At 62.2% G+C, this 26,580-nt stretch carries 29 protein-coding genes and 2 tRNA genes; 22 read left to right on the top strand and 9 right to left on the bottom strand.

Annotation, left to right across the window (positions count from 1 at the left end; all coding sequences use genetic code 11):
- Positions 1-24: 24 nt before the first annotated feature.
- From ACHHRT_RS10215 to murA, 14 genes are all read left to right on the top strand, one after another.
- A complete protein-coding gene (locus tag ACHHRT_RS10215; RefSeq protein WP_395499664.1) occupies positions 25-336 on the top strand; it encodes a DUF1844 domain-containing protein in 312 nt (103 codons plus the stop codon).
- On the top strand, positions 299-1,210 hold the full coding sequence (ispE, locus tag ACHHRT_RS10210; RefSeq protein ID WP_395499663.1) for a 4-(cytidine 5'-diphospho)-2-C-methyl-D-erythritol kinase: 912 nt from the start codon (positions 299-301) through the stop codon (positions 1,208-1,210). Before ACHHRT_RS10215 ends, ispE begins: the two co-directional genes overlap by 38 nt.
- 49 nt (positions 1,211-1,259) lie before the next feature.
- Positions 1,260-1,334 (top strand) — tRNA-Gln (locus ACHHRT_RS10205).
- 59 nt (positions 1,335-1,393) lie between these two features.
- The gene (locus tag ACHHRT_RS10200; protein WP_395499662.1) at positions 1,394-2,341 is read left to right on the top strand and encodes a ribose-phosphate pyrophosphokinase; all 948 of its coding nucleotides are present in this window, start codon (positions 1,394-1,396) and stop codon (positions 2,339-2,341) included.
- 92 nt (positions 2,342-2,433) lie between these two features.
- A complete protein-coding gene (locus ACHHRT_RS10195) occupies positions 2,434-3,006 on the top strand; it encodes a 50S ribosomal protein L25 (RefSeq protein WP_395499661.1) in 573 nt (190 codons plus the stop codon).
- A 5-nt stretch (positions 3,007-3,011) separates the two neighbouring features.
- Entirely contained in the window at positions 3,012-3,605 is a 594-nt protein-coding gene (gene pth, locus ACHHRT_RS10190) for an aminoacyl-tRNA hydrolase (RefSeq protein ID WP_395499660.1), read from the top strand.
- Positions 3,606-3,755: 150 nt separating this feature from the next.
- A complete protein-coding gene (locus ACHHRT_RS10185) occupies positions 3,756-4,253 on the top strand; it encodes a CarD family transcriptional regulator (protein WP_395499659.1) in 498 nt (165 codons plus the stop codon).
- 31 nt (positions 4,254-4,284) lie between these two features.
- Positions 4,285-5,301: an RluA family pseudouridine synthase gene (locus ACHHRT_RS10180; RefSeq protein WP_395499658.1), complete on the top strand. Its 1,017-nt coding sequence runs from the start codon at positions 4,285-4,287 to the stop codon at positions 5,299-5,301.
- Positions 5,298-5,921 carry a dephospho-CoA kinase gene (gene coaE / locus ACHHRT_RS10175; protein ID WP_395499657.1) on the top strand — a complete coding sequence of 208 codons (624 nt, stop codon included), beginning with the start codon at positions 5,298-5,300 and terminating at the stop codon, positions 5,919-5,921. The genes ACHHRT_RS10180 and coaE overlap by 4 nt, the downstream gene beginning before the upstream one ends.
- 447 nt (positions 5,922-6,368) lie before the next feature.
- Complete coding sequence (rho, locus tag ACHHRT_RS10170; protein ID WP_395499656.1) at positions 6,369-7,640, top strand: transcription termination factor Rho; 1,272 nt, start codon at positions 6,369-6,371, stop codon at positions 7,638-7,640.
- 108 nt (positions 7,641-7,748) lie between these two features.
- Positions 7,749-7,958 (top strand): 50S ribosomal protein L31, encoded by a 210-nt coding sequence (rpmE, locus tag ACHHRT_RS10165; RefSeq protein WP_395499655.1) that lies wholly within the window; start codon positions 7,749-7,751, stop codon positions 7,956-7,958.
- A gap of 108 nt (positions 7,959-8,066) precedes the next feature.
- The gene (gene prfA / locus ACHHRT_RS10160) at positions 8,067-9,131 is read left to right on the top strand and encodes a peptide chain release factor 1 (RefSeq protein WP_395499654.1); all 1,065 of its coding nucleotides are present in this window, start codon (positions 8,067-8,069) and stop codon (positions 9,129-9,131) included.
- Complete coding sequence (gene prmC / locus ACHHRT_RS10155; protein WP_395499653.1) at positions 9,131-10,066, top strand: peptide chain release factor N(5)-glutamine methyltransferase; 936 nt, start codon at positions 9,131-9,133, stop codon at positions 10,064-10,066. The genes prfA and prmC overlap by 1 nt, the downstream gene beginning before the upstream one ends.
- The gene (gene murA / locus ACHHRT_RS10150; protein ID WP_395499652.1) at positions 10,047-11,303 is read left to right on the top strand and encodes a UDP-N-acetylglucosamine 1-carboxyvinyltransferase; all 1,257 of its coding nucleotides are present in this window, start codon (positions 10,047-10,049) and stop codon (positions 11,301-11,303) included. Before prmC ends, murA begins: the two co-directional genes overlap by 20 nt.
- 5 nt (positions 11,304-11,308) lie before the next feature.
- Here murA and ACHHRT_RS10145 read toward each other — a convergent pair whose 3' ends face one another.
- Positions 11,309-12,787: an ATP-binding protein gene (locus ACHHRT_RS10145; RefSeq protein WP_395499651.1), complete on the bottom strand. Its 1,479-nt coding sequence runs from the start codon at positions 12,785-12,787 to the stop codon at positions 11,309-11,311.
- A gap of 406 nt (positions 12,788-13,193) precedes the next feature.
- On the opposite strand from ACHHRT_RS10145, the gene ACHHRT_RS10140 reads away from it, so the two are divergent.
- Entirely contained in the window at positions 13,194-13,697 is a 504-nt protein-coding gene (locus ACHHRT_RS10140; RefSeq protein WP_395499650.1) for a periplasmic heavy metal sensor, read from the top strand.
- 94 nt (positions 13,698-13,791) lie between these two features.
- Here the strand turns inward: ACHHRT_RS10140 and ACHHRT_RS10135 are convergent, their stop codons facing one another.
- Positions 13,792-14,217, bottom strand: a complete 426-nt coding sequence (locus ACHHRT_RS10135; RefSeq protein WP_395499649.1) for an MORN repeat-containing protein — start codon at positions 14,215-14,217, stop codon at positions 13,792-13,794.
- A gap of 106 nt (positions 14,218-14,323) precedes the next feature.
- Between ACHHRT_RS10135 and ACHHRT_RS10130 the strand changes: the two genes are divergently transcribed.
- Entirely contained in the window at positions 14,324-15,136 is an 813-nt protein-coding gene (locus ACHHRT_RS10130; protein ID WP_395499648.1) for a DUF3108 domain-containing protein, read from the top strand.
- On the opposite strand, the gene ACHHRT_RS10125 is transcribed toward ACHHRT_RS10130, so the two are convergent.
- The 5 genes from ACHHRT_RS10125 to pheA are packed head-to-tail and all read right to left on the bottom strand — an operon-like array spanning position 15,133 to position 19,922.
- Complete coding sequence (locus ACHHRT_RS10125) at positions 15,133-16,302, bottom strand: iron-containing alcohol dehydrogenase (protein WP_395499647.1); 1,170 nt, start codon at positions 16,300-16,302, stop codon at positions 15,133-15,135. The genes ACHHRT_RS10130 and ACHHRT_RS10125 overlap by 4 nt on opposite strands.
- Positions 16,295-17,164: a 16S rRNA (adenine(1518)-N(6)/adenine(1519)-N(6))-dimethyltransferase RsmA gene (gene rsmA, locus ACHHRT_RS10120; protein ID WP_395499646.1), complete on the bottom strand. Its 870-nt coding sequence runs from the start codon at positions 17,162-17,164 to the stop codon at positions 16,295-16,297. Before rsmA ends, ACHHRT_RS10125 begins: the two co-directional genes overlap by 8 nt.
- A gap of 17 nt (positions 17,165-17,181) precedes the next feature.
- The gene (locus ACHHRT_RS10115) at positions 17,182-17,685 is read right to left on the bottom strand and encodes a DUF2062 domain-containing protein (RefSeq protein ID WP_395499645.1); all 504 of its coding nucleotides are present in this window, start codon (positions 17,683-17,685) and stop codon (positions 17,182-17,184) included.
- Positions 17,686-17,691: 6 nt separating this feature from the next.
- Positions 17,692-18,795: a tRNA (adenosine(37)-N6)-threonylcarbamoyltransferase complex transferase subunit TsaD gene (gene tsaD, locus ACHHRT_RS10110; protein WP_395499644.1), complete on the bottom strand. Its 1,104-nt coding sequence runs from the start codon at positions 18,793-18,795 to the stop codon at positions 17,692-17,694.
- 26 nt (positions 18,796-18,821) lie between these two features.
- Positions 18,822-19,922 carry a prephenate dehydratase gene (gene pheA, locus ACHHRT_RS10105; protein ID WP_395499643.1) on the bottom strand — a complete coding sequence of 367 codons (1,101 nt, stop codon included), beginning with the start codon at positions 19,920-19,922 and terminating at the stop codon, positions 18,822-18,824.
- A gap of 281 nt (positions 19,923-20,203) precedes the next feature.
- On the opposite strand from pheA, the gene ACHHRT_RS10100 reads away from it, so the two are divergent.
- The 6 genes from ACHHRT_RS10100 (at position 20,204) to zupT (ending at position 24,031) form a co-directional block, all read left to right on the top strand.
- On the top strand, positions 20,204-20,809 hold the full coding sequence (locus tag ACHHRT_RS10100; protein ID WP_395499642.1) for a CBS and ACT domain-containing protein: 606 nt from the start codon (positions 20,204-20,206) through the stop codon (positions 20,807-20,809).
- Between the two features lie 13 nt (positions 20,810-20,822).
- Positions 20,823-21,617: an ATP-dependent sacrificial sulfur transferase LarE gene (gene larE, locus ACHHRT_RS10095; protein ID WP_395499641.1), complete on the top strand. Its 795-nt coding sequence runs from the start codon at positions 20,823-20,825 to the stop codon at positions 21,615-21,617.
- A gap of 154 nt (positions 21,618-21,771) precedes the next feature.
- On the top strand, positions 21,772-22,044 hold the full coding sequence (locus tag ACHHRT_RS10090) for an HU family DNA-binding protein (protein ID WP_395499709.1): 273 nt from the start codon (positions 21,772-21,774) through the stop codon (positions 22,042-22,044).
- Between the two features lie 210 nt (positions 22,045-22,254).
- Positions 22,255-22,331, top strand: a tRNA-Pro gene (locus ACHHRT_RS10085).
- Positions 22,332-22,467: 136 nt separating this feature from the next.
- Positions 22,468-23,190: an FKBP-type peptidyl-prolyl cis-trans isomerase gene (locus ACHHRT_RS10080; protein ID WP_395499640.1), complete on the top strand. Its 723-nt coding sequence runs from the start codon at positions 22,468-22,470 to the stop codon at positions 23,188-23,190.
- Between the two features lie 7 nt (positions 23,191-23,197).
- A complete protein-coding gene (zupT, locus tag ACHHRT_RS10075) occupies positions 23,198-24,031 on the top strand; it encodes a zinc transporter ZupT (RefSeq protein ID WP_395499639.1) in 834 nt (277 codons plus the stop codon).
- A gap of 1 nt (position 24,032) precedes the next feature.
- Here the strand turns inward: zupT and ACHHRT_RS10070 are convergent, their stop codons facing one another.
- Positions 24,033-24,785, bottom strand: a complete 753-nt coding sequence (locus ACHHRT_RS10070) for a tetratricopeptide repeat protein (protein WP_395499638.1) — start codon at positions 24,783-24,785, stop codon at positions 24,033-24,035.
- On the bottom strand, positions 24,782-26,506 hold the full coding sequence (locus tag ACHHRT_RS10065) for a phosphohexomutase domain-containing protein (protein ID WP_395499637.1): 1,725 nt from the start codon (positions 26,504-26,506) through the stop codon (positions 24,782-24,784). Before ACHHRT_RS10065 ends, ACHHRT_RS10070 begins: the two co-directional genes overlap by 4 nt.
- Between the last annotated feature and the right edge of the window lie 74 nt (positions 26,507-26,580).

The following is a 26,580-nucleotide window of genomic DNA, read 5'->3' as shown; positions in this document are numbered from 1 at the left end:
TCCCATGGCAAAGGGAGGGGGATGATGGTTGACTCCAACGAACAGCGGCCCTGTCCGCCGGGCCGGGTCCGCAAAGATGGCAAGTGCGTGCTGCCGGAGGTGACCTTCACCACCCTGGTGATCTCGCTGAACAATTCGGCCCTCCTCCATCTGGGGGAGCTGGCCGATCCCAATAGCGGCAAGCTGGAGCGGGATCTGGTACTGGCCAAGCATGTCATCGACACCTTGCGGTTGCTCCAGGAGAAGACGGCGGGCAATCTGACCACCAAGGAGGCTGATCTGCTGGAAAACATTCTTTATGACCTACGGATGCGCTATGTCCGGCAAACCCGCTGACGGCGGCGATTCCCTCCAGCTGTTCGCCCCGGCCAAGGTCAACCTTTCCCTGCGCATCCTGGGTCGGCGCCCCGACGGTTACCACCAGCTTGAGTCGTTGATGCTGAAGCTGGCCTTTGGCGACCGGCTCACCCTGGCCCCTGTCTCTGGACCGGGGCTCTGGCTGCATTGCCCCGGCAGTGATCTGCCGGAGGATGGCGACAACCTGGTTTATCGGGCGGCGGCCCGCTTTTATGAGGCTGCCGCTCTGGAGCCGGCCCTCAAGATCACCCTCCATAAGCGGATTCCCGTGGCGGCGGGTCTGGGTGGGGGCAGCAGTGACGCCGCCGCCGTTCTTCGCGGTCTTGATCAACTTTATCCCGCCGCCCTGACCTCGGCAACCCTGGCGGAGCTGGCCCGCTCCCTGGGAGCCGATGTGCCCTTTTTTCTGCAGCAAGCGCCGGCGGCCTGGGCCCGGGGAATCGGCGAGATTCTGAGCCCGGCTTCGATCCCGCCGGGGATCGCCCGACTGCTGCTGGTCAACCCCGGTTTCGCCGTCTCCACCAAGTGGGTTTACGAGTCCGCCAACTTTCCATTGACAAAACAGGCCGATCCCTTTAATTTAACCGGCTCTTTAACGGCCGGTGAGGAGGGGTGGGGCTCCCTGGTGAATGATCTGGAGAGGGTGACCATCACCCGTTACCCCCAGTTGGCCGAGATCAAGGCCGAGCTGCTGGCTGCCGGCGCCGACGCGGCCTTGATGGCCGGCAGCGGCCCCACGGTTTTCGGCACTTTCAGCCAAGGTGAGGCGGCCGCCGCCTGTGAGGCCGCCATGCGGGGCCGTTATCCGCTGGTGTGTAATACTGAACCCTTGCCCCCTGCGGGGGTTGAATAAAAGGCAGCATCCCAGTTCGGCCGTGCTGGGCCGTCGAGCGACTGTAAAATGGGGCGTCGTCAAGCGGTAAGACACAAGACTTTGACTCTTGCATTCGCAGGTTCGAATCCTGCCGCCCCAGCCATTTTTTAGCTGCAGGCCAGCCGGGTGCGGGTGGCCTCTTATCCGAAAAGGAGAGGATCCTTGGCTGTCAACGAGATGAAGATTTTTGCCGGCAACGCCAACCCGGCCCTGGCCGAGAGCATTTGTGCCTACCTGAACACTCCCCTTTCCAAGGCGGAAGTTCGGCGGTTCAGTGATGGGGAGATATTTGTCGAAATCGGCGAGAATGTCCGGGGGCGGGATGTGTTTGTGATCCAGCCCACCTGCCCGCCGGTCAACGACCACCTGATGGAGCTGATGATCATTGTCGATGCCCTGCGGCGGGCTTCCGCCCGGCGGATCACGGCGGTGCTGCCCTATTACGGGTACGCCCGCCAGGATCGCAAGGTGGCCCCCCGGGTGCCGATCACCGCCAAGGTGGTGGCCGAGATGCTGATGGTGGTGGGGGTGCGCCGGGTGCTGACCATGGATCTCCACGCCGGTCAGATTCAGGGGTTTTTCAACATTCCGGTGGATAACCTGTTTGCCGCCCCGGTGCTGTTGGATTATCTCACCCATCACGTTGATGTCTCGCAGGTGGTGATGGTCTCACCCGACGCCGGGGGAGTGGAGCGGACCCGGGCTTTTGCCAAGCGGCTTAACGCCTCCCTGGCCATCGTCGATAAGCGGCGGGAGCGGGCCAACGAGTGTGAGGCGATGAGCGTGATCGGCGACGTGAAGGGCAAGGTTGCCGTGTTGCTCGATGATATGGTGGATACCGCCGGTACCCTCTGCTCGGCGGCCAACGTCCTGATCGATTCCGGGGCCACCGAGGTGATCGCCTGTTGCTCCCACGGGGTTCTCTCCGGTCCGGCCATTGAGCGTCTGGAAAAATCCCGGATCAAGAACCTGGTGGTCACCGACAGTATCCCCCTGCGGGGGGCCGCGCGGGAATGCGCCAAAATCAAAGTGCTTTCGGTTAATAAGTTGCTGGCGGAGGCGATCCGCCGCATCCATTCCGAGGATTCGGTAAGTTCGCTGTTTGTATAGGTTGCGTTTTTAACGGAAATTTCACTATGCCGGCGCGATTGCCGGCAGATCAGATTAAAGGGCTGACTTAAAGTATTGCGAGGAGGAACACCATGTTGCAAGTTGATATCGCGGCGGAGAAGCGTGACCATTATGGCAAGGGCGCGTCCCGCAGCCTGCGCCGGGCCGGACGGACCCCGGCGGTGCTTTACGGCCCCAGGCAGCAGACCCCCCAGGCCTTGAGCCTGGATACCCATGCCTTCACCAAGGCCCTCTTTTCGGTCCATCGCCGTAATTCGGTGATCAACCTGGAGGTGGTCGACGGCGGTTCCAGCACCGTTTATCACGTGGTAACCCGGGAGATTCAGACCGACCCCATCGTCGACAACGTCCTCCATGCCGATTTTTATGAGATCTCCCTGGATGAACCGCTGGTTTTTCAGGTTCCCTTGCGCTACAAGGGCAAGGCCAAGGGGGTGGAGATGGGTGGTGAACTGGAGACCTCCATGGAGAAGGTTTCCCTCAAGGGCAAGGCGCTGGATATCCCCGACTTCGTTGAGGTCGATGTGGCTCCCCTGGGGCCCAACTCCAAACTGACCTGCGGCGAGCTGCCTTTGCCCGCCGGGGTTGAACTGGTCGGCAAGAGCGACGCGGTCTGTGTGGCCGTGGTGGGCGGCATCGAGTAACCAGGATGCGGCTTTTACTGGGGCTGGGTAATCCCGGCCCCGAGTACCACCATACCCGCCATAACGTCGGTTTTCTCTTCCTTGATTTCCTGGCCAGCCGCCATGGCATCTCTTGGAAAAGGGAGGGAAAATGGGAGGCCGGGGTGGGTAAGGGGGAGCTCTGGGGCCAGCAGGTTTTGCTGGCCAAACCCCTGACCTTCATGAATCGCAGCGGTCTGGCCGCAGCCCGGATCGCCAATTTTTACCGGTTGGAGCCCTCCCGACTGGTGGTTTTTCACGATGAGCTGGATCTGCCCTTTGGCAGTTGCCGGGTGGCCCAAGGGCGGGGAGCCGGGGGGCATAATGGTATTCGCTCCTTGATGGAACATCTGGGCAGCCGTGATTTTGTTCGCTTCCGAATCGGAGTGGGCAGACCCCGGGGCGAACTGCCCGCCGCCGGCTATGTTCTCGCCCCTTTTGCTCCCTCCGAGCGGGATCGCCTGGAGCGGCTCTTTGTTTTTCTGGCGGAGGGGGTGCAGCTTTTGCTGCAGCGTGATGAAAAAGCGGCGATGAACCTGATCAACGCCTCCCCCGCTTGGCCCAGCGAAGAAGGCCTTTAGGACCGGTCGCTCTCCCCCTCCGTCATTCCCTCCTTAACTCAGATTTGATAATTCCCGTCTTACGTGTTATAATCGGTTTTCCTTTTTTCCGGGACGGGGAGATTATGCCCAGTCGGCAAACAGGATTACTGGTTTGGGGGGGTGAGGATCATGAGTATGGCTTTGGGTGTGTTTCGTGTTGGTGATATGGCGGTTTACCCGGCCCATGGGGTCGGCAAGATCGAGTCTATTGAGTCGAGGTGCATCGGGGAGCTGGAACAGTCCTTTTATGTGATGCGGATTGTCGATTCCAACATGACCGTGATGATTCCCACCAAGAGCTGCAAGACGGTGGGCCTGCGCAACATCATCTCCGCCGGGGATGTGAAAAAGGTTTTTGATATTCTCAATGAACGCGGCATGGAGCCGGAATCCCAGCCGTGGAACCAGCGCTACCGCGAATATATGGGCAAGATTAAAACCGGTTCGGTTTTTGAGATTGCCGCGGTACTCCGCGACCTGCTCCTGTTGCGTGAGGACAAGGAGCTTTCCTTTGGTGAGCGCAAAATGGTGGATACCGCCAAGAGCTTGCTGATCAAGGAGATCGCCCTGGCCAAAGAGACCCAGGAAGAGCAGGTGGCGGCCAGCATCGACCGGATCTTTTCCTGATTTGTCATGGTGGTGTCGGCCCCCTCTGCATGTGACCTCGAAAGAATTTCCATCATTTGAATTTGTGGTGCCGCCGCCGGCGGCGGGAAGGCGCCTGGATCTTTTTCTGGCCGAGTCTTTGGCCGGCCAGGAGTTGACCCGTTCCCGCCTGCAGGCCCTGATCCGTCAGGGATTGGTGGAGCTCTGCTCTCCGGCGGCCGGTGCCGCCGGTTTTCCGAGCACCTCACCCAAGGCCGGGACTTTGCTCAAGGTGGGGGATCGGGTAAAGGTACGGGTGCCGCCGCCGGCCCCGGTGGAGTTGGTCGCCGAGGAGGTCCCTTTCGCCATCCTCCACGAAGATGAAGATATTCTGGTCCTGGCCAAGCCGCCGGGGGTGGTGGTCCATCCCGCCGGGGGGCACTGGCAGGGAACCCTGGTCCATGGCCTGCTCCATCACTGCCGTGACCTTTCCGGGATCAGCGGCGAATTGCGCCCCGGAATTGTCCATCGCTTGGACAAGGACACCTCGGGCTGCCTGGTGGTGGCCAAAAATGATCGCGCCCATCGGGAACTGATACGCCAATTTAAAAGCCAGGCGGTGGCCAAAAAATACTGGGCTTTGTTGACCGGGGTAATGAGGGGCGAACAGGGTCGAGTTGATCTTCCCATTGGCCGTCATCCGGTGCGGCGCAAGAAGATGGCGGTGCGGCCCGAGGGGGGCAGGGCGGCCGCGACCGGCTGGCGGGTGTTGGAGCGGTTTCCCGCCGGCTATACCCTGGTGGAGTTGAATTTGGAAACCGGGCGAACCCACCAGATCAGGGTCCATATGGCGGCCCTGGGCCACCCGGTGGCCGGAGACCCTCTTTATGGCAAGGGTGGTGACCGGGATCGCCGTTTCGGGATAAACCGGCAATGGCTGCACGCCTTGCGCCTGGCCTTCAATCACCCCCGCAGCGGCGAAAGATTGGAGTTTAACGCCCCGCTGTGCCCCGATCTGGAGGCGGTGTTAAGCAGTTTGCGAGCCGCCACCCGCCCCGGCGGCCCCCATCTTACGGGGCAGTCCCGATGAAAAAACCTTCCCGGTGGCGGCGGCACTTGGTGGCAATCACCGGCGGGATCGCCTCGGGCAAAAGCCGGGTGACCCGTCGGCTGGCCCAGGCCCACGGTTTGGCGACCATCGATGTCGATCAGTTGGCCCGGGAGCTGTTGCGGCCCGGCCAGGCCGGATGGCTGGCCCTGGAGGGCCGTTACGGCTCTCGTTTCTGGGGGGCCGCTGCAACCCTGGATCGCTCCCGGCTGCGGCGGGCCATTTTTGCCGATCCCTCCTTGCGGGCGGAGATCGATCAGCTGCTCCACCCCTTGATCCGGGAAGCGATGCTGGCCGAGGTCGCCCGGTTGAATCCGGGGGGCCGGGAGCGGATCCTGGTGGAGGTGCCCCTGCTCTATGAGGCCGGCTGGGCCGATGATTTTTCCCGGGTAATTGTGGTTTGGGCCCCGGAAGAGGTCTGTCTGGCCCGTTTGCTCCAGCGCGACGGGGTGAGCCTGGCCGAGGCCAGGGCGGCGGTGGCGGCCCAGATGCCCTTGAGGGAAAAGGCCGCGCGGGCCGATCTCCTGATCGATAACTCCGGTCCCTGGGAAGCAACCTGCCGGCAACTGGAAAAAATTGAGAAAATAATCGAAAATTCTTGACAGTGGGACCCGAAGCCAATACTATCCCGCCTAATCCGCCGATCACTGGCGGTTATTCTGTTCTTTCCCCGGGCATAAACGGTATTCAGGACTTGGTCGGCACTGCGGTCGCCAGTCGGCACGGTTGTCAATCATCGACCCTGTCTGTGCAGGTCCATAACGTTTTTTCCATGGTATAAATCCGGATATTTCGTAATGCAATCCTTGTGGCCCGGTCATCTGTGCGGGGCTGCCTGCCAATTAACACACACACTATTGCTTAAAATTAAGTCTGTTGCCTTGCTGCCCCCACGGGGTTTCGGTCGTTGCGGTGAATCCGGCGCGCTCTTCTCTCTGTTTTTCTTGTCCGGAGAGGCAAGGAGGGGAACCACGGCTAACCAACAATTATAACCAGTCAAAGCCTGATCGGCAGGATCGCCGATGACTACAGAGGGAGAGTAAAAGTTCATGAATCTCGGGGAATTGAAGCGTAAGAAAATTGCCGAATTGACCAGTATTGCCAAGGGGATGAATATCGAAGGCTATACCGCCATGCGCAAGCAGGAGCTGATTTTTGCCATCCTGCAACAACAGGGCTCCTCCTCCGGCAAGAACGGCGACAACTACGGCGGCGGGGTGCTGGAGGTGCTGCCCGACGGCTTTGGTTTTCTCAGGGCTCCCGATTACAACTATCTGCCGGGCCCCGATGATATCTATGTGTCCCCCTCCCAGATTCGGCGGCTCAACCTGCGGACAGGTGATACCGTGGAGGGTCCGGTGCGCTCCCCCAAGGAGGGTGAGCGCTATTTCGCCCTGCTCAAGGTGGATAAGGTCAACTTCGATCCACCCGAAATGGCCCGCGACAAGACCCTCTTCTCCAACCTGACTCCCCTTCACCCCAACCAGCGGATTCGCCTGGAGCGGGAGTCGGACAACTACTCCATGCGGATCATGGACATGATGTCTCCCATCGGCAAGGGCCAGCGCGGTTTGATCGTCGCCCCGCCCCGCACCGGCAAGACCGTTCTGATCACCGATATCGCCAACAGTATCACCAGGAACCACCCGGAGATCATCCTGATCGTGCTGCTGATCGACGAGCGGCCCGAGGAGGTCACCGACATGGCCCGCAGCGTGACCAACGCCGAGGTGATCAGTTCCACTTTCGACGAGCCGCCCCAGCGCCATATCCAGGTGGCCGAGATGGTTCTGGACAAGGCCCGGCGGCTGGTGGAACACAAAAAGGACGTGGTTATCCTGCTGGACAGCATCACCCGGCTGGCCCGGGCCTATAACACGGTGGTTCCCCCCAGCGGCAAGATCCTCTCCGGCGGGGTTGATTCCAACGCCCTGCATCGGCCCAAGCGTTTTTTTGGCGCCGCCCGCAATATCGAGGAGGGTGGTAGCCTGACCATCATCGCTTCGGCCCTGATCGAAACCGGCAGCCGGATGGATGACGTGATCTTCGAGGAGTTCAAGGGCACCGGTAATATGGAGATCGTGCTGGAACGTAAACTGGCCGATCGGCGGATCTTTCCTTCCATGGATATCACCAAGTCGGGTACCCGCAAGGAGGATCTGCTGCTCGATCCCGAGGAGATGAACAAGATCTGGATTCTGCGCAAGCTGCTCTCCTCGATGAACCCGGTGGATGCCATGGAGTTTCTGCTGGACAAGATGAAACGCACCCGCTCCAACGAGGATTTCTTTGCCTCCATGGTCAGCAGCAGCGGAAACTAGCCGGAGCGACTTCACCTTTTACTTGTATTGTTTGCCAAAAAGGGTATAATCACCTGTTTTTATCACTATTGCCCTTAATTTTGCTCAACTCAGCGGAGGTTCATGGCCATGAAGGAAGGTATCCATCCTGAATATCATAAAATCAAGGCGTCCTGCGCCTGTGGCAACGAGGTTGAGATCGGCTCGGTTCTGGATGAGGTGAGGGTGGAGATCTGCTCGGCCTGCCACCCCTTCTTCACCGGTAAACAGAAGCTGATCGACTCCGCCGGCCGGGTGGAAAAATTTCTCAAGAAGTATGGCAGAACCCTGGACAAGTAGCTTGCCGTTCAGTGGTATCTGGAGCGCCCCCTGGTGGTGCCGGCGGTTGCCGGCAGTCGGCCACGGGGCGTTTTTTTGTCGTCAGTTTGAATACCCCCCTGTGAAGATATGTTTGAACAGCTTGCCGATATAGCCGAACGCAAAAGAGACCTGGAGAATCGTCTGGCCGATCCGGGGCTGATGGGTGATCCCGCCCGTTTTCAGGCCCTGGCCAAAGAGCACTCCCAGGTGACCCGGCTGGACGCCCTCTACGCCGATTACCTCAAGGCGAAACGGGATCTGGCCGCCAATCGTCAGTTGCTCCAGGAGGAGGATGACGAGGAGATTCTGGCCATGGCCCGGGTCGAGAGCGAGGAGTTGCGCGTCCGAATCGAGACCCTGGATAAGGAGCTGCGGCTGGCCCTGTTGCCCAAAGACCCCAACGACGAGAAAAATACCGTGCTGGAGATTCGAGCCGGCACCGGTGGCGACGAGGCGGCCCTGTTTGCCAGTGATCTTTTTCGGATGTATGGTCGTTATGCCGAGGATCAGGGCTGGAAGGTGGAGGTGTTGAGCAGTAATCCCATCGGGATCGGCGGCTACAAGGAGATTATCGCCCTGGTCAGCGGCGACCGTGTTTACAGCCGTTTGAAGTATGAATCGGGTGTCCATCGGGTCCAGCGGGTGCCCGATACCGAGACCCAGGGACGGGTGCATACCTCGGCGGTGACGGTGGCGGTACTGCCCGAAGCCGAGGAGGTGGAGTTGAAGATCAACCCCGCCGAACTGAAATTTGACGTCTTTCGCTCCTCCGGTCCCGGCGGCCAGAGCGTAAATACCACCGATTCGGCGGTGCGGGTCACCCACCTGCCCACCGGTCTGGTGGTCAGTTGCCAGGATGAGAAATCCCAGCACAAGAACAAGGCCAAGGCCCTGCAGGTCCTCCGGGCCCGCCTCCTGGACCGCCTCCAGCAGGAGCAGCATGACAAGATCTCGTCGGACCGGAAGAGTCAGGTGGGCAGCGGGGATCGCAGCGAGAGGATTCGCACCTACAATTTTCCCCAGAACCGGCTCACCGACCATCGCATCAACCTCACCGTTTATCGGCTGGATGAGGTGATGCTTGGCCGTCTCGATGAAGTGATCGAACCCCTGATGCTTCATCATCAAACCGAGGCCCTCAAGCAGCACTGATGACCGGGGAGGCCGCGCCATCGCCGCCCTTCGTGGCGGCTCCGGGGGCCACGGTCGGGGAGTTGCGAGGCCTGATCATCGCCTGCTGGCGCCAGGCCGGGATTGAAGAGGCGGCCCGGGAGGCGGATCTGCTGCTGGCCTGGCTGCTGGGTTGCGACCGGGCCGGTTTGATCCTGGCCGGCGAGCGACCGGTCGCCCCCGGCCAGTTGGCCCTCCTGGAGCAGCTGGTCAGGCGCCGGGCCGGGCGGGAGCCCATCGCGTACCTTTTGGGCGAGTGGGAGTTCTGGTCCCTGCCTTTTCGGGTGGGGCCGGCGGTCTTGATTCCCCGCCCCGAAACGGAACTACTGGTGGAAGAGACCCTCAAGTTCGCCCGGCAATCCTCAGCCCATCATGGCGGGACCATCAATATTCTCGATCTGGGCACCGGCAGCGGGGTGCTGGCCGTGGTTTTGGCCCGTGAACTGCCCCAGGCCAGAGTTGTTGCCGTGGACCGCTCCCCCGCCGCCCTGGCCATTGCCCGTGGCAACGCCCACCGGCACGGCGTGGAGAACAGAGTGGCCTGGCTGGCCGCCGACTGGCTGAGTGCTTTCGGTCCCCAAACCCCGCCCTTTGATCTGGTGGTCAGCAATCCGCCCTATGTGGAAGCCGCCGCCCTGGCTTCTCTGGCCCCGGAGGTGCGGGATTTCGAGCCGCGCCAGGCCCTGGATGGCGGCGAGGCGGGTTTGCGGGAGGTCATCACCCTGGCCCGGGAGATTCCGCCCCATCTGCGCCCCGGCGGTCGGTTACTGATCGAGATCGGCTGGGATCAGGAGGCGGCGGTGCGGGCACTTTTTGGGGCCAGTCCCGCCTTCGATCAGGTTGAAGTCCTGCCCGATCTGGCCGGATTACCAAGAATTCTTAGCTGTCGGAGGAGTCATGGACAAGATAGTGATTGAAGGTGGGCATCCCCTGGAGGGGGAGATCAGGATCAGTGGGGCCAAAAATGCCGCCTTGCCCTTGATTTGCGCCTGCCTGCTGGCTCCCGGCCCCCACGTGCTGGAGAATGTTCCCGACCTGCGTGACACCCGGACCATGCTGGCTCTGTTGGAGGCCTTGGGGACAACCTGGCAACGGGAGGGCGATACCCTGACCATCGACACCTCCGGTCTACACAGCTTTGAGGCCTCCTATGACCTGGTCAAGACCATGCGCGCCTCGGTGCTGGTGTTGGGCCCGCTGCTGGCCCGGATGGGTCGGGCCCGGGTCTCGCTGCCCGGCGGCTGCGCCATCGGGGCCCGGCCGATCAATTTTCATCTCCAGGGCTTTGAGCAACTGGGGGTAACCCATCAGCTGGATCAGGGCTATGTCGATGCCGTGGTGGCCGATCGGATGCGCGGCGCCACCATCTGTTTCGATATCCCCTCGGTTACCGCCACGGAAAATATCCTGATGGGAGCGGTACTGGCCCAGGGTACCACCATCATCAAAAACGCGGCCCGGGAGCCGGAGATCGGCAACCTGGTGGATATGCTCAACGGGATGGGGGCCAGGATCAAGGGTCGAGATCTCGATACCCTGCAGATCGAAGGGGTGCGGCAGCTGCAACCGGCCCGGATCAGGATCGTCCCCGACCGGATCGAAACCGGGACCTTCCTGATTGCGGCGGCGGCCGCCGGTGGAGAGTTGACCCTGACCAACTGCGACCCCTCCCTGCTTCCCTCCCTCTATGAAAAGTTGCGGGCGGCCGGGGTTAAGGTGCGGGAGGAGCGGGAACGCCTCCATGTGGCCGGTAACGGTCAGTTGCGGGGGGTGGATATCAAGACCATGCCCTATCCCGGTTTTCCCACCGACCTCCAGGCCCAGATGATGGCCCTGATGTGCTTTTCCCGGGGATTGAGCCTGATCACCGAAACCATTTTTGAAAACCGGTTCATGCATGTGGCGGAGTTGCGCCGGATGGGAGCCGATATCCGGGTGGACGGCCACAGCGCCATCGTCAACGGCACCGGCACCCTGCGCGGAGCCAAGGTGATGGCCACCGACCTGCGGGCCAGTGCTTCCCTGGTGGTCGCCGGTCTGGCCGCCCAGGGGGTCACCGAAATTTCGCGGGTCTATCACCTGGATCGGGGCTACGACAACCTGGTGGGCAAGCTGGCGGCGGTGGGCGCCCATATCCAGCGGGAAAAGGAGTAAGCCCCTCAGAGGGTGATGGTGACCGTAGTGCCCTGATGCTCCCGGCTGGCGATGGTCATTTGGCCGCCGTGTTCGTCGATAATCTTTCGGACCATGGCCAGGCCCAGGCCGGAACCATCGGGCTTGGTGGTAAAGTAGGGATCGGTGATCCGGGGCAGGTCGGCGGGGGCAATGCCCTGGCCGGTGTCGCTGATCACCAGCCGGACCCGCCCGGCGCCGCCGCCCGTCGCCTCGGCCCGCACCCGCAGCACTCCTCCTTGGGGCATAGCTTGCAGGGCGTTGAGATAAAGGTTGAGCAGCACCTGGGTGATCCGGTCGGGATCCAGGTCGGCGGTGGGCAGCTGGGGAGCGGCGGTGAACTCCAGCTCCACCTTGAGCGCCTTGGCGTCGGCGGCCACCAGTTTGAGCGAATTTTGCAGCAACTGGTTGAGGTCGCAGGGGCGGCGGTTGAGGGGGAGAGGGCGGGCATAGTCGAGCAGCTCGCCGATGCTGCGGTTGAGGCGCTCAACCTCGCTGACCAGCAGGCGGGCGGTGTCGCGGTCCGGGTCATCGGCGGGGAAACGGTTGCCCAACAGGGTGGCCAGTCCCTTGATCGAACTTAAGGGGTTGCGGACCTCGTGGGCCACCCCGGCCGCCATCTTGCCCAGCGCCACCAGGTGCTCATGCTTCTGGACCTCCCGCTCCATCTCTTTGCGGTAACCTTGAATGGCCAGCAGGGCGGTCCAGCCCCCGATACCCGCCAGCAGCAAAGCCAGGGAGATGAAGAAGATATGGCGACGGTTACGGTTGATCACCGCCTCTTCGGCCTTCATGTCCAGTCCCACCAGAATCAGTCGCAACTCCCCCCGGGCAAAAATAGCCGGAATCCCTTCGGTCCCGACTCCCTCCTGCCCCAGACGACCGCCTGAACCCATCGGGCCCATCCCCATATGGCCCATCCGGGGCCGCTGCGCCTGGTTGAGCTCCGCCTGCTCCCGCCAGTGCCGGCCTCTGGCCAGGGGGTTGAAGGGGGCGTAAACCTCGAAAACCCGGGCAGGAAAAGCGGTTTCGGTTAGCAACCGGTAAGCCGGGGCCGGGGAAGGGAAGGGTGGCTCGCCATTGGCGGCGGGGAAACCCTCCTGGCCGGGTAGAGAAAAGGGGAGCTGGGTGCCCACCAGTTCCGGGTCGCTGTGGGCCAGGATAAGACCCCGGTGGTCCACCACCGCGATATAAAGGATACTCTCCTCCTGGCCGGTTTGTTCCAGCAGATGCTGGAACTGGAGAGGGTCGGGGAAGGCCATCCGCATCATGGTGGAGCGGGTTCCGGCCTCCACCAGCCGGATCACCGCCTGGCCCCGGTTAAACAGGCTTTCCGTGGCCTGGCGCTGTTCGCGCCGCATGTTGTCCACCGCGAATACCAGGATGATTCCCAGGAGGATGGCCACGGCGGCGGTGAAGATCCAGGGCGACGCCAGGATAAATTTTTGGGGGGCCAGTTTGGTCATAGTGGAGTTTCCGGTTTTCAAATCGACAGAAGGTATGGCGGGCTTGCACCCTTACTACTTACACGATCCGTGCCGGAATCGGCAAAAAGATATGGGGCCGATCCCGTCGCCGCCTGCCGGCGTTTATCCTGGGGGAGGTCAGGGACCCTGGTCCTGGTCCGGCCGCCGGCAGAGTCGTGGCTGTCTCTTTTTTACCCGCCTGGGAGCGAGGGTGGATAAAAAAGAAACAGTTGCGGGCCGCTGAGCGGCCGCCGGTGGCTGGACTGATAAGGGTTTATTTGTAAAAAGGCAATTATTACGGGATGTTGTGATAAATATCTCCTTCTGGCACGGTTGTTGAAATAAAGCCGGTCATCCACAGCACAGACGGGAATCATCCCGGAACCAAAAAAATAGGAGTTTGATCATGAAGAAGACAGTGTTGAGCATCGCTCTGGCGGCAATCATCGGTATGGCTGGTTTTCAGGTGGCCGAGGCCCGGCAGGGCCTGGGGCCGGGGGCGGCGGCGGGACCGGGTTATGGTCGAATGGCGGCCCAGCTGGATGAGGATACCCTCAAGGCCCGCCAGCAGTTCCACGACGAAACCTTGGAGCTGCGTCGGCAGATCGTGGTCAAGCAGACCGAACTGCAGGCGGTGCTGACGGCCCAGAAACCCGACGAAAAGAAGGCGGCCAGCCTGGCGGCGGAACTTTTCGACCTGCGGACCCAGAAGCACCAGAAAGCCCGGGAGCTGGGGATTGCCCTGCCCGGCGCTGGCATGGGGATGGGGATGGGGCAGGGGCTTGGTCCCAAGCGTGGCATGAAAGGCGGGATGGGGCGCGGTATGGCCATGGCCAAGGGCAACTGCCCGATGATGGGTGGCACCGCCGCCCCCGCTGAAACCGCTGACGACGCGCCCGCCCACCATTGATCCGGCGGCTGGATCCGCAAGCAAATCCTCTCTTGCCGCCGCTCCGCCCCGCAACGGGCGGGGCGGCGGCAAGCTGCTTTTACGGCCGGGTCAATCAGGTCGGCTCAAACTTGCCCTTGACGAAACGGCCGGGCAGCTCCTGGCCGTTGGGCATGGTGATGGTGCCCAGGCCGCTGATCTCCCCCTGGTTGAACTCCCCCTCCCATTTGCTGCCGTCGGCCTGAACCAGGCGGCCCAGGCCATGGAAGCGATTGCTGACGAACTCCCCTTCGTAGCGGCAGTTGTTGGGCTGGGTCAGGCAGCCCTTGCCATGGAACATGTTCTCCTTGAACTCCCCGCTGTAGGTCAGGCCGTCGATCTGGGTCAGGGTCCCCTGGCCATCCATCTTGCCCTCCTTGAACTCCCCCTGGTAGCGATTGCCGTTGGCGTCCACCAGGCTGCCCTGACCGTGTGGTTGATTCTCTTTCAGTTCACCGCTATACTCGGTACCATTGTCCAGGCGGATGGTCTGGTTGCCCATAGAGAAACCTCCTTGGTTGATTGCGCTGGTATGGGGGTATGCTAGCAAGGTTACCCGCTCTCGGCAAGTTATTACCCCCCTTGCTTCCATGGAGAGGTGAATCGCGATGCTAAGATCAATTAATCGCCGCTTTTGTCTCCTGCTGCTCCCGCTTTTGTGGGGGCTGGCTCTCCTCGCCCCGCCCTCGCCGCTCTCGGCGGGCCAGGCCGATCCCGACGGACCGGTGGTTCAACTGTTGGCCACCGCCTATCCGGTCGGGGAGGTGCTCCACTATGAGGTCACCTGGCTGGGGCTGAAAGCCGGGCATTTGACTCTGGAGGTCAAGCAACTGGTGGCAGAAGAGCAGCTTTTCGCCATCGATGTCACCGCCCGGACCGTGGGTCTGCTGGGGGCTCTTTATCCGGTCCACGACGAGTTCAGGGTGGTGGTCCAGGGGGAGCAGCGGTTGCCCGGCAGTTATCGCGCCAACCAGCGCCAGGGGCAGCGGCTGACCATTCGCGATACCATGTATGACCAGCAGCATGGCCGCATCGTCTATCAGCGCGACTTGGATGAGCCCCGGAGCTTTGAGGTGGATGGCCCGGTCCACAACGAGTTTTCCGCTTTCTACGTGACCCGGGTGATGCCCCTGGCCCTGGAGCGGGAGGTGGTAATTCCCGCCTTTGCCGACGGTGGGCGGCACCTGGTGCGGGTGGCGGTGGAGCGGCTGGAAGAGCTTAACTCGATTCTGGGCCGGCGGGAGGTTATGCGGGTGCGCCCCCGCCTGACCTTCGCCGGTCTCTATGAAAAGGTGGGGGATCCGGTGATTTGGTTGACCAACGACCGTTATCGGGTCCCGCTGCTGATCCGGGGGCGCATCGCCATCGGCTCCCTCACCGCCACCCTCAGCCATTACCAGGGCCCCCTGCTGGACGACTAGGCGGCGGTGAGGGCCAGGATTCGGGCGATATCCTCCTCGCTGTAGGGCAGGCGCCAGAGCCGGGCCTGGGGAGCGGCATGGGCGGTGATCGCCCTTAGTTCCTCCGGCCCCGGGGGAAGGCCCAGATCGGTCAGGCTGGCCGGCGCCTCCATCTGCTGCAACCAGGATTGCCACTGCTTAATCCCCTGAGCCGCCGCGGTTGGGGCATCGCTGGCCGGCAGCTCGAAAACGGCTCTCAACAGGGCGGCGACCCGGCTTGGGTCACGTTGGGCCTCGAATTTCAGCCAGGCCGGCAGCAATACCGCCAGGGCCGCGCCGTGGGGCAGGTCATGGCGTCCGCCCAGGGCGTGGGCCACCAGGTGGGCCGGGAAATGGATCCGGCCCCGGCCCGCGCTGTTAAGGCCGTAGAGGGCCAGGGAGGAGGCCCAGAGCAGGGTGGCCCGACCCGGATAGTCCGCCGGGCTGGGTCGCACCCGTTCACAGCTTTCCATGATCGACCGGATCAGGCCCGCCGCCAGCCGGTCCTGGAGGCGGTGGTGGGGGCTGGGGTCGGTGCAGAAGAACTCCGCCAGGTGACAGATGCTGTCCACCGCCCCCAACAGGGTTTGCCGCCAGGAGGCGCTGCAGGTCAGCTCCGGGTCCAGAATAGCGGTGGCGGGGTAGAGGTGGCGGTTGCCGATTCCGATCTTCTGGCCGTTCTCCTCGTTGCTCAGGACCATGCCATGGTTGCATTCCGAGCCGGAGCCGGCCAGGGTGGGAACACAGAGCAGGGGCAGGGCCGCCTTGATGCTCTTTTTGCCCCGGAAGAAAAGCCAGGGATCGTGTTTGACGCAGGCTCCGGCGGCAATCGCCTTGGCGCTGTCCATCACCGAACCACCCCCGACCGCCACCACCGCCCCAACGCCGTGCTCCCTGGCCAGGGCGACTCCCCGCCGCACCAGGCTTAGGGTGGGGTTGGGGGGGATTCCGTCCAGTTCCAGCCAACTGACCCCGGCGGCGGTCAGGCTGGCACAGACCTCCCGGTGGCGCCCTGACCCCTTCAGGCTGCTGCGGCCGTAAACCAAAAGGACCTTGCCGGCCAGGCGGGCGCACTCCTCCCCCAGCCGGGTCAATCCCCGGCGTTGGAAGATGATCCGGGTGGGGTGGTGAAAAACAAAATCAAACATTGGCCTTTCGAATCAGGTCGGCGATGATCCCGGTGAGCCGCAGGTAATCGGCGGTGGTGAGGTTTTCCGCCCGTAACTTGGGGGAGATGGCGGCGGCTTCCAGGGCCCGGGCCGCCTCAATCCGGCCCAGGCCGGGCAGCTTGCCGCAGCCCAGGCTGTTGAGCAGGGTCTTGCGCCGCTGCCCGAAGGCGGTATCAACCACCCGGCGCAGCAGGGGCAGGAGCTGGGGGTCGGCCTCGCTCCCTGCCGGGGGAATAAAGCGGATGCGGATCACCACCGAATCCACCTTGGGCCGGGGATAGAAGTTGCCCGGTCCCACCAGCAGCAGACGTTCCACGGTGGCGCAGCTTCCCAGGAGCACGGTCAGGACCCCGTACTCCTTGCTGTTGGGCTTGGCGGTCAGTCGTTCCGCCACCTCCTTCTGGATCATCAGCACCGCCCACTCCAGGGCGGGGTGGTGTTCCAGCAGTTTGAAGAGCAGGGGGTTGGTTACCGAGTAGGGCAGGTTGGCGATTATTTTCAGTTTTTGCCCCTGCTCGCGGGCCATGGCGCTGAAATCGGCCTTGAGCAGATCCTGGTGGAGCAGCTGCACATTGGCGGCCAGATCCTGAGCCTCCCGGTGATATTTGACAATTCCCGCATCCAGCTCCAGGCCGATTACCCGTCCGGCCCTGGCGGCCAGCGGGGCGGTAAGAGCCCCCAGGCCCACCCCCAGCTCCACCACCGTGTCCCCGGGGGTAAGGCCGGCGGCCTCCACAATCTGGGCGGCGATCTGGGGTTGAACTAAAAAGTTCTGGCCCAACTGTTTACTGGGGGCCAGCCGGTGATCGGCCAGAATCTGGCGCACGTGGTTTTGGTTCATCTGGGCGGTTTAACCCCTCAGGAGAGGATATGCTTTTGGCGCCGTTTGCGCTGAATGGCCAAAAAGAGCCGAAGAGAAAGGGGATAGGTAATCAGGGCCAGAGGGATGGCCAGGATTACTCCCCCTAAAATCATGACCGCCAGGGACTCATAGCCCAGCAGGCTCAAGGCGGTCAGCCGCTCACCCCAGGAGGCGGACCCGGAAAGCATGAACTCCACGGTTTCCCGGACCCGGGACCAGGAGAGATCGATGGGGTAGAGCAGTTTACCCAGCTTCCAGCAGATATAGTACTGGGGGATCAGGGTCAGGGGATTGCTGACCAGCAGGCCGGCCAGGACCGCAGCGATGCTGTTGCCCTTGAACAGCGGGGCGAAGATCAGGATGGTCAGGGTTTGCAGGGGCAGAATGGGGATGATCCCGATGGCCACTCCCACGGTCATTCCCCGGGCCAGGCTCTGGGGGTCCCCCTTGAGCCGGAGGATCTTCAGGTAGTAGAGGCGGGCGGCGCGCTGGGGTTCCATGGCAGGTCAACTTTGGGCGATGGGACCGTGGCTGTGCCGGCCCGGGGTAGAGGCGGAAGGCAGCAGATAGCCGGAGCGGGAGTAAACGTCGGAATCGAGAGCCCGGGTGGCCTGATGGCGCTGGAAAAAACCGGCCATGGCGATCATGGCGGCATTGTCGGTGCAGAAACGGGGTTCCGGCATGAAGATTTCCAGGCCCCCGGCCCGTTTTGCCGCCTCCCGCAGATATTGGCGCAGGCGGGGATTGGCCGCCACCCCGCCGCTGAGCACCACCCGGGGGATGCCCATGCTTTTGGCCGCCGCCAGGGTTTTTTGACTCAAAACCTCCACCACCGCCTCCTGGAAGGAGGCGCAGATGTCGGCGATCTCCTCCTCGCCGGCGGGTGGTTTTTGCCGGATCTGCTGGGCCACCGCCGTTTTCAGGCCGCTGAAGCTGAAATCGTAGCTGGCGGGTTCCAGCCAGGCCCGGGGGAAGTCACAGGCGGCTGGATTACCCCGGGTCGCCAGACGGCTCACCTCCGGGCCGCCGGGATAACCCAGACCCAGCAGTTTGGCTACCTTGTCGAAGGCTTCTCCGGCGGCATCATCACGGGTGCGGCCGCAGAGGGTGAAGCGGGTCGGGCTTTCCACCAGGAAGATGCTGGAGTGGCCCCCGGAAGCGGTCAGGGCCAGATAGGGAAACTGGGGCGACTGGTCGCCCAGAAACACCGAGGCCAGATGGCCGGCGATATGGTCCACCCCCACATAGGGGATGTCGGCGGCCAGGGAGAGGGCCTTGGCGAAATTGAAGCCCACCAGCAACGAACCCACCAGGCCGGGACCCTGGGTGACGGCGATCAGGTCGATTTCGGCGATGGCGACTCCCGCTCGGCTCAGGGCGGTTCTGACCACCGGCTCGATATTTTCCAGGTGCCGGCGTGAAGCCAGTTCGGGAACCACCCCGCCATAGGGGTTGTGGGTGGCGGTCTGGGACTGGATCAGGTCGGCGAGGATCGTAATCGGGGCCAGATCGCCCCCCCCTTGCCCGGCTTGCCCGGGAGCGGTCCGCTCCACGGCGAGAACTGCCGCCGCCGTATCGTCACAGGAGGTTTCAATGCCTAGAATCAGCATGGCGGAAGGTCCGTCGACACCAGGGCTCAATCCCGGGCCCGGGGATAGGAGCCCAGCCATTCGTAAAGAGCGCAGATTTTGCGCAACTCGCCACAGGCCGCCTTCACCGGCGGATCGTCAAGGTGTCCGAGCAGGTCGATAAAGAAGAGATAGCGGCCCGGCTGATCCTTGAAAGGACGGGATTCGATCCGGGTCAGGTTGATGGAGTGCCGAGCCAGGATACTCAGGGCCTCGTGGAGGGCCCCGGGTTTGTCCAGCAGGGCCAGCAGCAGGGAGGTTTTGTCGTCACCGCCGGCCTTGGGTGACTCCTGGCCGATCAGGAGAAAACGGGTGGTGTTGCCCCGGTAATCCTCGATCTCCTTAGCCGCCACCTGGAGCTGGTAGGTGCGCACGGCCAGGGAACTGGCGATGGCGGCCACCGTGGGGTCCTGGGCCGCCATTTTCGCCGCCACCCCGGTACTGATCACATTCTGCTGGGGAATCTCCGGCAGGTTGCGATGCAGCCACTGGCGGCACTGGGCCAGGGGCTGGGCGTGGGAAACCACCAGCTTGACATCGCTCAGGCGGCCGGACTGGTTGACCAGATTGTGGCTGATCGCCAGGTTCAACTCCCCACAAATTTTTACCCGGTGGTTGCGGAAGGCGTCCAGGGTGGAGGTCACCGCCCCCTCGATGGAGTTCTCCACCGGCACGATTCCATAGTGGACCCGGCCCCGCTCCACCTCGATAAAGGTGTCTTCAATGGTTTCCAGTGGTCGGAAGGCGGCGGCCGAGCCGAACTGTTTCAGCCCGGCCAAGTGGGAGAAGGTGGCCTCGGGCCCCAGATAGGCGACCTCGATCTCTTTCTGGGAGAGGCGGCAGGTGGCGATGATCTCCTGGATTATGGCCCGCAGGGACGGTTCGGGGAATTCGCCGTTATTCTCCTTGAGCAGGCGGCCGATAATCTCACGTTCCCGTTTTGGGTCCCACTTGTCAGCGTTTTCACGTGATTTAATGGCGCCGATTCGCCGGGCCAGGCGAATGCGCTCTTTCAGCAACCCCAGGAAACGGTCATCAATGGCATCGATCTGATGCCGGATCTCGCTAAGAGCGGCCTGGTTTGAGTCAGCGGCAGTTACTTCGGGCATCTTTCACCTTTGACCGATTTTTGCTGGCCCGGCCCGGCCCGGAATGAATTTAGGAAGGGAAATTCCGCCACTTTATTAGGAAAACGGCCAGGATGCAAAGAGTTTTTGCGTTCCGGCCATTGGGCCATCGGTTGACAGCCCTTGCTAAACCCGGTAAGTATCGCGGGATTGGTGAAGATTGGCGGGTTGTCGCTTGATTGTGGTACATTGGCTTGATAAATGTTTTACTCCGCCGGACAGTTTGATTGGGGACAGCTTAACTTGCGAGGTCATCTCTTCAAATGAAGGTCAAACATTGCATGCAGGGCGGTAAGAAGCTGGTGACCATCGGGCGTGACGCGCTGCTGCAGGAAGCGGGGACCTTGATGAAACAGCACGGCATCCGCCATCTGCCGGTGGTGGAGGATGATCAGATGATCGGTTTCATTACCGAAAGTGACATTCGCCACTATGCCTTTCCTTCGCTGGAGCGCGATATTCATGTCCATGAGGTGATGGTGCGCAACATCATCACCATCAATGTCAACGCCACCGTCGAGAAGGCCGCCCGGCTGATTCACGACTACAAGATCGGCGGCTTGCCGGTAATGGACAAGAAAAAACTGGTGGGAATCATCACCGCCACCGACCTGCTCTCGGCCCTGATCTCGGTGATGGGGCTGCTCAAGGCTTCCACCCGAATCGACCTGCTGCTGGGCAAAAAAGGGGGGGTGGAGGATGTAACCAGGATCATCAAGGAGCATGGCGGCGAAATTATCAGTGTCTCCACCGAGCAGCACTCCTCGCGCCGTAAGCTTTACGGTTTTCGTCTGGAAAAATGCGACTTTGATGTGGTGATCGAGGCCCTGGAAGAGGCCGGTCATAAAGTGGTGGCGGTGGTGGATTGAAGGTCGGCTGGGGATGATGGTGGCAACAGGGGAGGCGGCGGGGTTTGCGGCCCTCTGCCGGAGTTTGCGCGGCTTTAGGCGGGTGGCGGTGGCCTTTTCCGGGGGAGTGGACAGCTCGCTGTTGCTGGCCGCGGCCTTAGAGGTCCATGGTGATCAGGTGCTGGCCCTGCATGGCCGAAGTCCGCTCCAGGCCCCCGGCGAGTACGACAAGGCCATGGCGGTGGCCGCCGCTCTGGGGTGCCGTCCCCTGGTGCTGGAGCTTGATCCCTACGCCTGGCCCGAGGTGACGGCCAACTCCGAACAACGCTGTTATCACTGTAAACACCGACTTTACCAATTTTTTTTGGCCCAGGCCGCTACGCGGGACCGAGTGGTGTTGCTGGATGGCACCAATCTCAGCGATCTGGGTAAAGAGCGCCCCGGCCTGGTCGCCATCCGTGAATTGGGGGTTAAGACCCCCCTGGCCCAGGGCGGGCTCACCAAAGGAGTGGTCCGGGCCCTGGCCCGCTGGCGCGGGCTGGCCAACTGGGATAAGCCGGCGGCCTCCTGCCTGGCTACCAGGATCATGGGCCGACAGCCGCTAACTCGGGACAAAATTGCCCTGGTGGCCCGGGGAGAGGCTTTCTTGCTGGAAAAAAAATTCCCAGGCTCTCGTTTTCGCCACTGGGGTGGCCTTTGCCGGATTGAGGTGCGGGGTGATGATTTTTCTCGGCTCACTTCTGCGGCTATCTGGCTGGAAATAGAAGACTTTTGTCGGGGTCTTGGTTTTGAGCGGGTGGAGGGAGGGATCCGTCCTCCTGAAGGTTAAATTTACTGTTTAGGCGTTTTTTTCGGTTGACCTCGGGAAATTTTTTATTGACAATCAAAAAACCGCTGGTTAAAGCCTGATGATGCCTGCGTATATGAGTTGGTAGGGGATGACTGAACTGACCAGCAAAACCAAACAGCACGAGGAGGAAGGAATGAACAAGAGTGAATTGGTGGAGCAGATGGCAAAAGCCGGCGGTATTAGCAAGGCCGCCGCGGAGAAGACGCTGGCCGGCGCTCTGGCTGCGGTGACCAAGGCCCTCAAGAAGGGCGACAAGGTTACTTTGGTCGGCTTTGGCACTTTTTCCGTGGCCAAGCGTTCCGCCCGCCAGGGGCGTAACCCCCAGACCGGCAAGCCGATCACCATTAAGGCTCGCAAGGTGGCCCGTTTCAAGGCCGGCAGCAAGTTGGCCGAGGCCGTGAAGTAAAGTTTATTCCTTTGCCATCCATGCCCGGCGGGGCCGGCATCCTGCCAGGATGTCGGCCCCGCCGCGTTCAGCGCCGCTTTCCACCCTCCTCACAGAGTTTTTGCTTGCATAATTCTTTGAAGTTAAGCAATATGGGCCCCGCTCAAGTCCAAGGTCGCGGGGTTCGCGGTTTTGGATCTGGGGTGGAGATCTTTGTTGCTGTGATTAAGTCGGGACGTGGCTCAGCCTGGTAGAGCACATGCTTCGGGAGCATGGGGTCGGAGGTTCAAATCCTCTCGTCCCGACCATTTTCAACGTTGGGGAGTCTTGCTGTCGGCCCAACCCCTTCCAGATGGCGGTCGGATATTTAAATCACCGGAACCAGGCGTCCAAGCCCTGGTTTTTCTATTTTAACCACAAGCAACAGAGAAAAGGGAGTCGACAATGAACCAGTTATTTGCGAAATCTTCCCTGGTGATGACGGTGGGCGTGGCATTGCTCCTGACCAGTGGCTGTGGCGGCGGTGGCCAGGTCGAGAAACGGCCGCAGCTGCAAAGTGTCAAGGAGAAGGTCAGCTACAGTATCGGCTTGAATATCGGGGCCGATTTCGTGGCCCAGGGAATTGAGGTGGATGCCGATCTCCTGGCCCTGGGAATCAAGGATGCCGTTGATCAGGTCGAGCCCCTGTTGAGTGAAGAAGAGATGCACCAGGCGATTTTGGCCTTTCAAGATGAGATGATGAGCCGCCAGGAGGAGATGATGAGTGAGCTGAACGCGGAAAATTTGCGGGCCGGTGAGGCCTTTTTGGCGGAAAACGCCCAGCGGGAAGGGGTGGTCAGCCTACCCAGCGGCCTCCAGTATCGGGTGGTTGAGCCGGGCACCGGAGCCTCTCCCACTGAGAGTGATATGGTCTCCGTCCATTATGAGGGCCGCCTGGTGGACGGCTCGATTTTCGACAGCTCCCTGCAGCGGGACGAACCCGCCGTCTTTCCGGTGGCCGGGGTAATCCCCGGCTGGACCGAGGCCCTGCAGCTGATGGCCGAGGGGGCCAAATGGGAAATTGCCTTGCCCCCCTCCATCGCCTATGGAGAACGGGGTGCCCCTCCCGTGATCGGACCCAACGCGGTGCTGGTGTTTGATGTTGAGCTGCTCAAGGTGAACCCGTAGCGCCAAGATGGCTGGGTTTGAGTTTTCGGCGCTGTTTTTCGCCTTTTCCCTGACCTTGCTGGCCGGGCTTTCCACCGCCATCGGTGGCGGCCTGGCCATGTTTATTCGCCCCCGCAACACGGTGTGGCTCTCGTTGGGGCTGGGTTTTTCCGCCGGGGTGATGATCTATGTCTCCTTTGTCGAGCTGCTGCCCAAAGGGGTGGACGCTTTAGCGCCCATTCATGGTGAAGAGTGGGGCTACGCCGTGGCCACCGTCGCTTTTTTTCTCGGTATCGCCGCCACCGCCCTGATCGACCTGCTGGTTCCCAAGGATGTCAACCCCCACGAGCTGAAGAAAGAGCAGGAGTTTTCCGGGGCCGGCCACCTCCATGCCGAGAAGGCCCGTTCCCTGAAACGGACCGGGCTCTTTACCGCCCTGGCGGTGGCGATCCACAACTTCCCGGAAGGTTTTGCCACCTTCAGCGTGGCCCTGCTCGATCCGGTCCTGGCCTTGCCCATCGCCGCGGCCATTGCCATCCACAATATCCCCGAGGGGGTGGCGGTGGCTCTGCCCATCTACCACGGCACCGGCAGCCGGCGGCAGGGGTTCTGGTACTCCCTCTTCTCCGGCCTGGCGGAGCCGGCCGGGGCGGTGGGCGGTTTTCTCCTGCTGGCTCCCCTGCTCAACGAGTCCACCCTCGGCCTGATTTTTGCGATGATTGCCGGGGTGATGATCTACATCTCCTTTGACGAACTGATCCCCTCCGCCCGTCTGTACGGCACCGCCCACACCCCCATCATCGGCTTGCTCTCGGGGATGCTGGTGATGGCCTTCAGTCTGGTCTTTTTCGAATTTTTTTAAACTAGAGCAGATCGGCCAGTCGGTCGGCCAGTTGGGGGGAGAGGGGGCGCAGGCGCTGGAGGAGCTCTTCGGCCTTGGCCGTTTGGCCGCCGGCGGCATAGGCGCTGCCCAGGGCCAGGAGGGCTTTGGGTTCACGGGGAGCCAGTTCCACGGCCCGTTCCAGGGCGATGATCGCTTCCGCAGTCCGGCCGGCGTTGCCGTGGGCGGCGCCCAGATTCAGCCAGGCCGGGGCAAAATCCGGGGCGAAGGTCAGCAGGCGCTGGTAGGCCGCGATCTCCTGCTCCGTCTGGCCGGCCTGGCCGTGGAGTACCCCCAGATTGTACCAGGCCTCCTTCATCCCAGGGGCGGCCTCGGTGGCCCGGCGGGTGGCCTCGATCGCCTCGTCGGTGCGACCCGCCTCCCGCAGCAGCACCCCCAGGTTGTACCAGGCCGGCGCGAATTGGGGATTGAGGCGCAGGGCCTGGCGGTAGCTGCCCATGGCCCTCTCGGCCAGGGCCAGCTGCTCTTGGGCCAGCCCCATGTTGAACCAGGCCCGGTGGTCGTTGGGGATGGTTCTGCTCCAGCGAAAGGAGTGTTTGAGCAGTTCCGGCCAGTCGCGCCGCTGTTCCAGCAGGGTTGCCTGGCTGCTCCATTGATTGGCCTGGGAGGAGGCCGGGGCCGGCGGCGGGGCGGCCAGGCCCGGGATCGAGGCCAGCCAGCAGCCCGTCAGCAGCCAGAGAAGCGTTATCCCTTTTTTAAGTGCCGGTCTTTTCACAGCAGACCGATCTCCTCCAGCAGCCCGTTGGCGGTTGCCAGCAGTTGTTCCTTGCCCTCCTCGCTGCGGGCCTCCACGTAAAAGCGGACCTTGGGTTCGGTGCCGGAGGGCCTGATCATCAGCCAGCTGTCATCATCGAAGATCATCTTGCGGCCGTCGATGGTGATCACCTCCTTGATGGTCCGGGTCCGGTCGCCGACGGAAATCCGGACCCCTGCCCGATAGCGCTCCAATCCGGCCAGGGCCTGCTCCAGCTCCCGGCCCATCCTGCTGACCGTCACCCCGCCCCGGCCGGGGAAGAAACAGCCAAAACGGGCGCGGATGGCCGCCAGGTAGGCCGCGATCCCCTCCGGGTGCCGCAGCAGCAGGTCAAGGGCCAGCAGCAGGCCGATATAGGCATCCTTTTCCGGGGTATGGCCGATCAGGGAGATGCCGTCGGATTCCTCGAAGATCACCAGGGCCTTGCCGATCACCGGCTTGAACTCCTTGAAGCCCACCGGCGGCTCGAACACCTCCTCGTTAAGGCCCTTGGCGATGGCATTGGCGAAGTTACTGGTGGCCACGGTTTTGGCCACCATGCCCCGCTTGCCCTTATCCTGGTGCAGATAGTGGTAGGCCATGGCCCCGAACAGATTCATGTCGAACTCCAGGGTGCCGTCGGTGAAGCGGATGCGGTCGCCGTCGGGGTCGATGATTGCGCCCAGCTTGAGGCGTTCCGGACGTTGGCCCAGGGCCCTGTTGACCATCTCCAGGTTGGCCGAGGATGGCTCCGGGGCCACCCCGTCGAAGGTGGGGTCGGTCTGGTCCCGGAAACGCAGCAACCGCTGGGCCGGAATGCCGGCCAGCAGGCGGTCCAGGTGGACCCGGCTGGCCCCGTGAACGCAGTCGATGGCCAGCACATAGTCATCGCGGCCGGTCAGTTCGGCCATGATTCCGTCGTAATCCAGACCGTGGCGCTCCCGGTTCTCCCGCACCAGCCGCTGCCAGCAGGCCAGGGCGTCTGTGGGGCGGACCAGGGCGGGATCGCCTTCGCCTTCGGGGATCTCCCCCCGGTCGATGATCCGGAGCGCTTCGCCGGTGATCCGGTTGGTGATGATGGCGGCGGCGGGGCCGGCGTCGGCGGCGTTGTATTTGAAGCCGCCATATTCCAGGGGGTTGTGGCTGGGAGTCAGGTTGATGGAGCAGGCGGCCTTGAGCACCAGCACCGCCGCTGAGAGAACCCCGGTGGTGGATTCCCCGGCGAAATGAACCACAAAACCCTGACTACTCAAGAGATCGGCCGCCGCCCGGGCCAGCATCGGCCCACCGAATCGGTTGTCATGGCCCAGAACTACCCCCTGTTGCCGGGCCTGGGCCAGGCTGGAGACCCCCAGGGCGGCGGCCAGTTCCGGTTCCCCCTCCGCCTGGTGGTAAACGTTGATGATCGCCTGGGTAACCTGGCGCACCGATTGGACGTTGATATCCTTGCCCAGGATCCCCCGCCAGCCGGAGGTGCCAAATTTCACCGGAGTCAGGGGCGGAGCCTGGTTGCTGACCATCTCCTGGTGGAGCAGGGCGTAGGTCTGGTCGATGGCGGCCTGGGCGGCGGCCCATTGGGAACTCTCCGGTTTCGCCCCATGGCGGAGGGCCAGCAACTCCCTGAGCAGGGTGAAGTAATCGCTGGCGGCATGATCTCCCGGAACCGTAAACTTGTTCATCAGGGTGGTGATTTGATTTTCCATGGTAATTTCCGGTGGTATTAACTGATTTGGCGGCTGATGGTTCTGATAGATTTGATTCTAGCTTTGATTTTCAG

Source organism: Desulfurivibrio modestus, from assembly GCF_044068625.1.
In the GTDB taxonomy this organism is placed as follows: domain Bacteria; phylum Desulfobacterota; class Desulfobulbia; order Desulfobulbales; family Desulfurivibrionaceae; genus Desulfurivibrio.
This window is presented reverse-complemented; position numbering and strand designations above follow the sequence as displayed.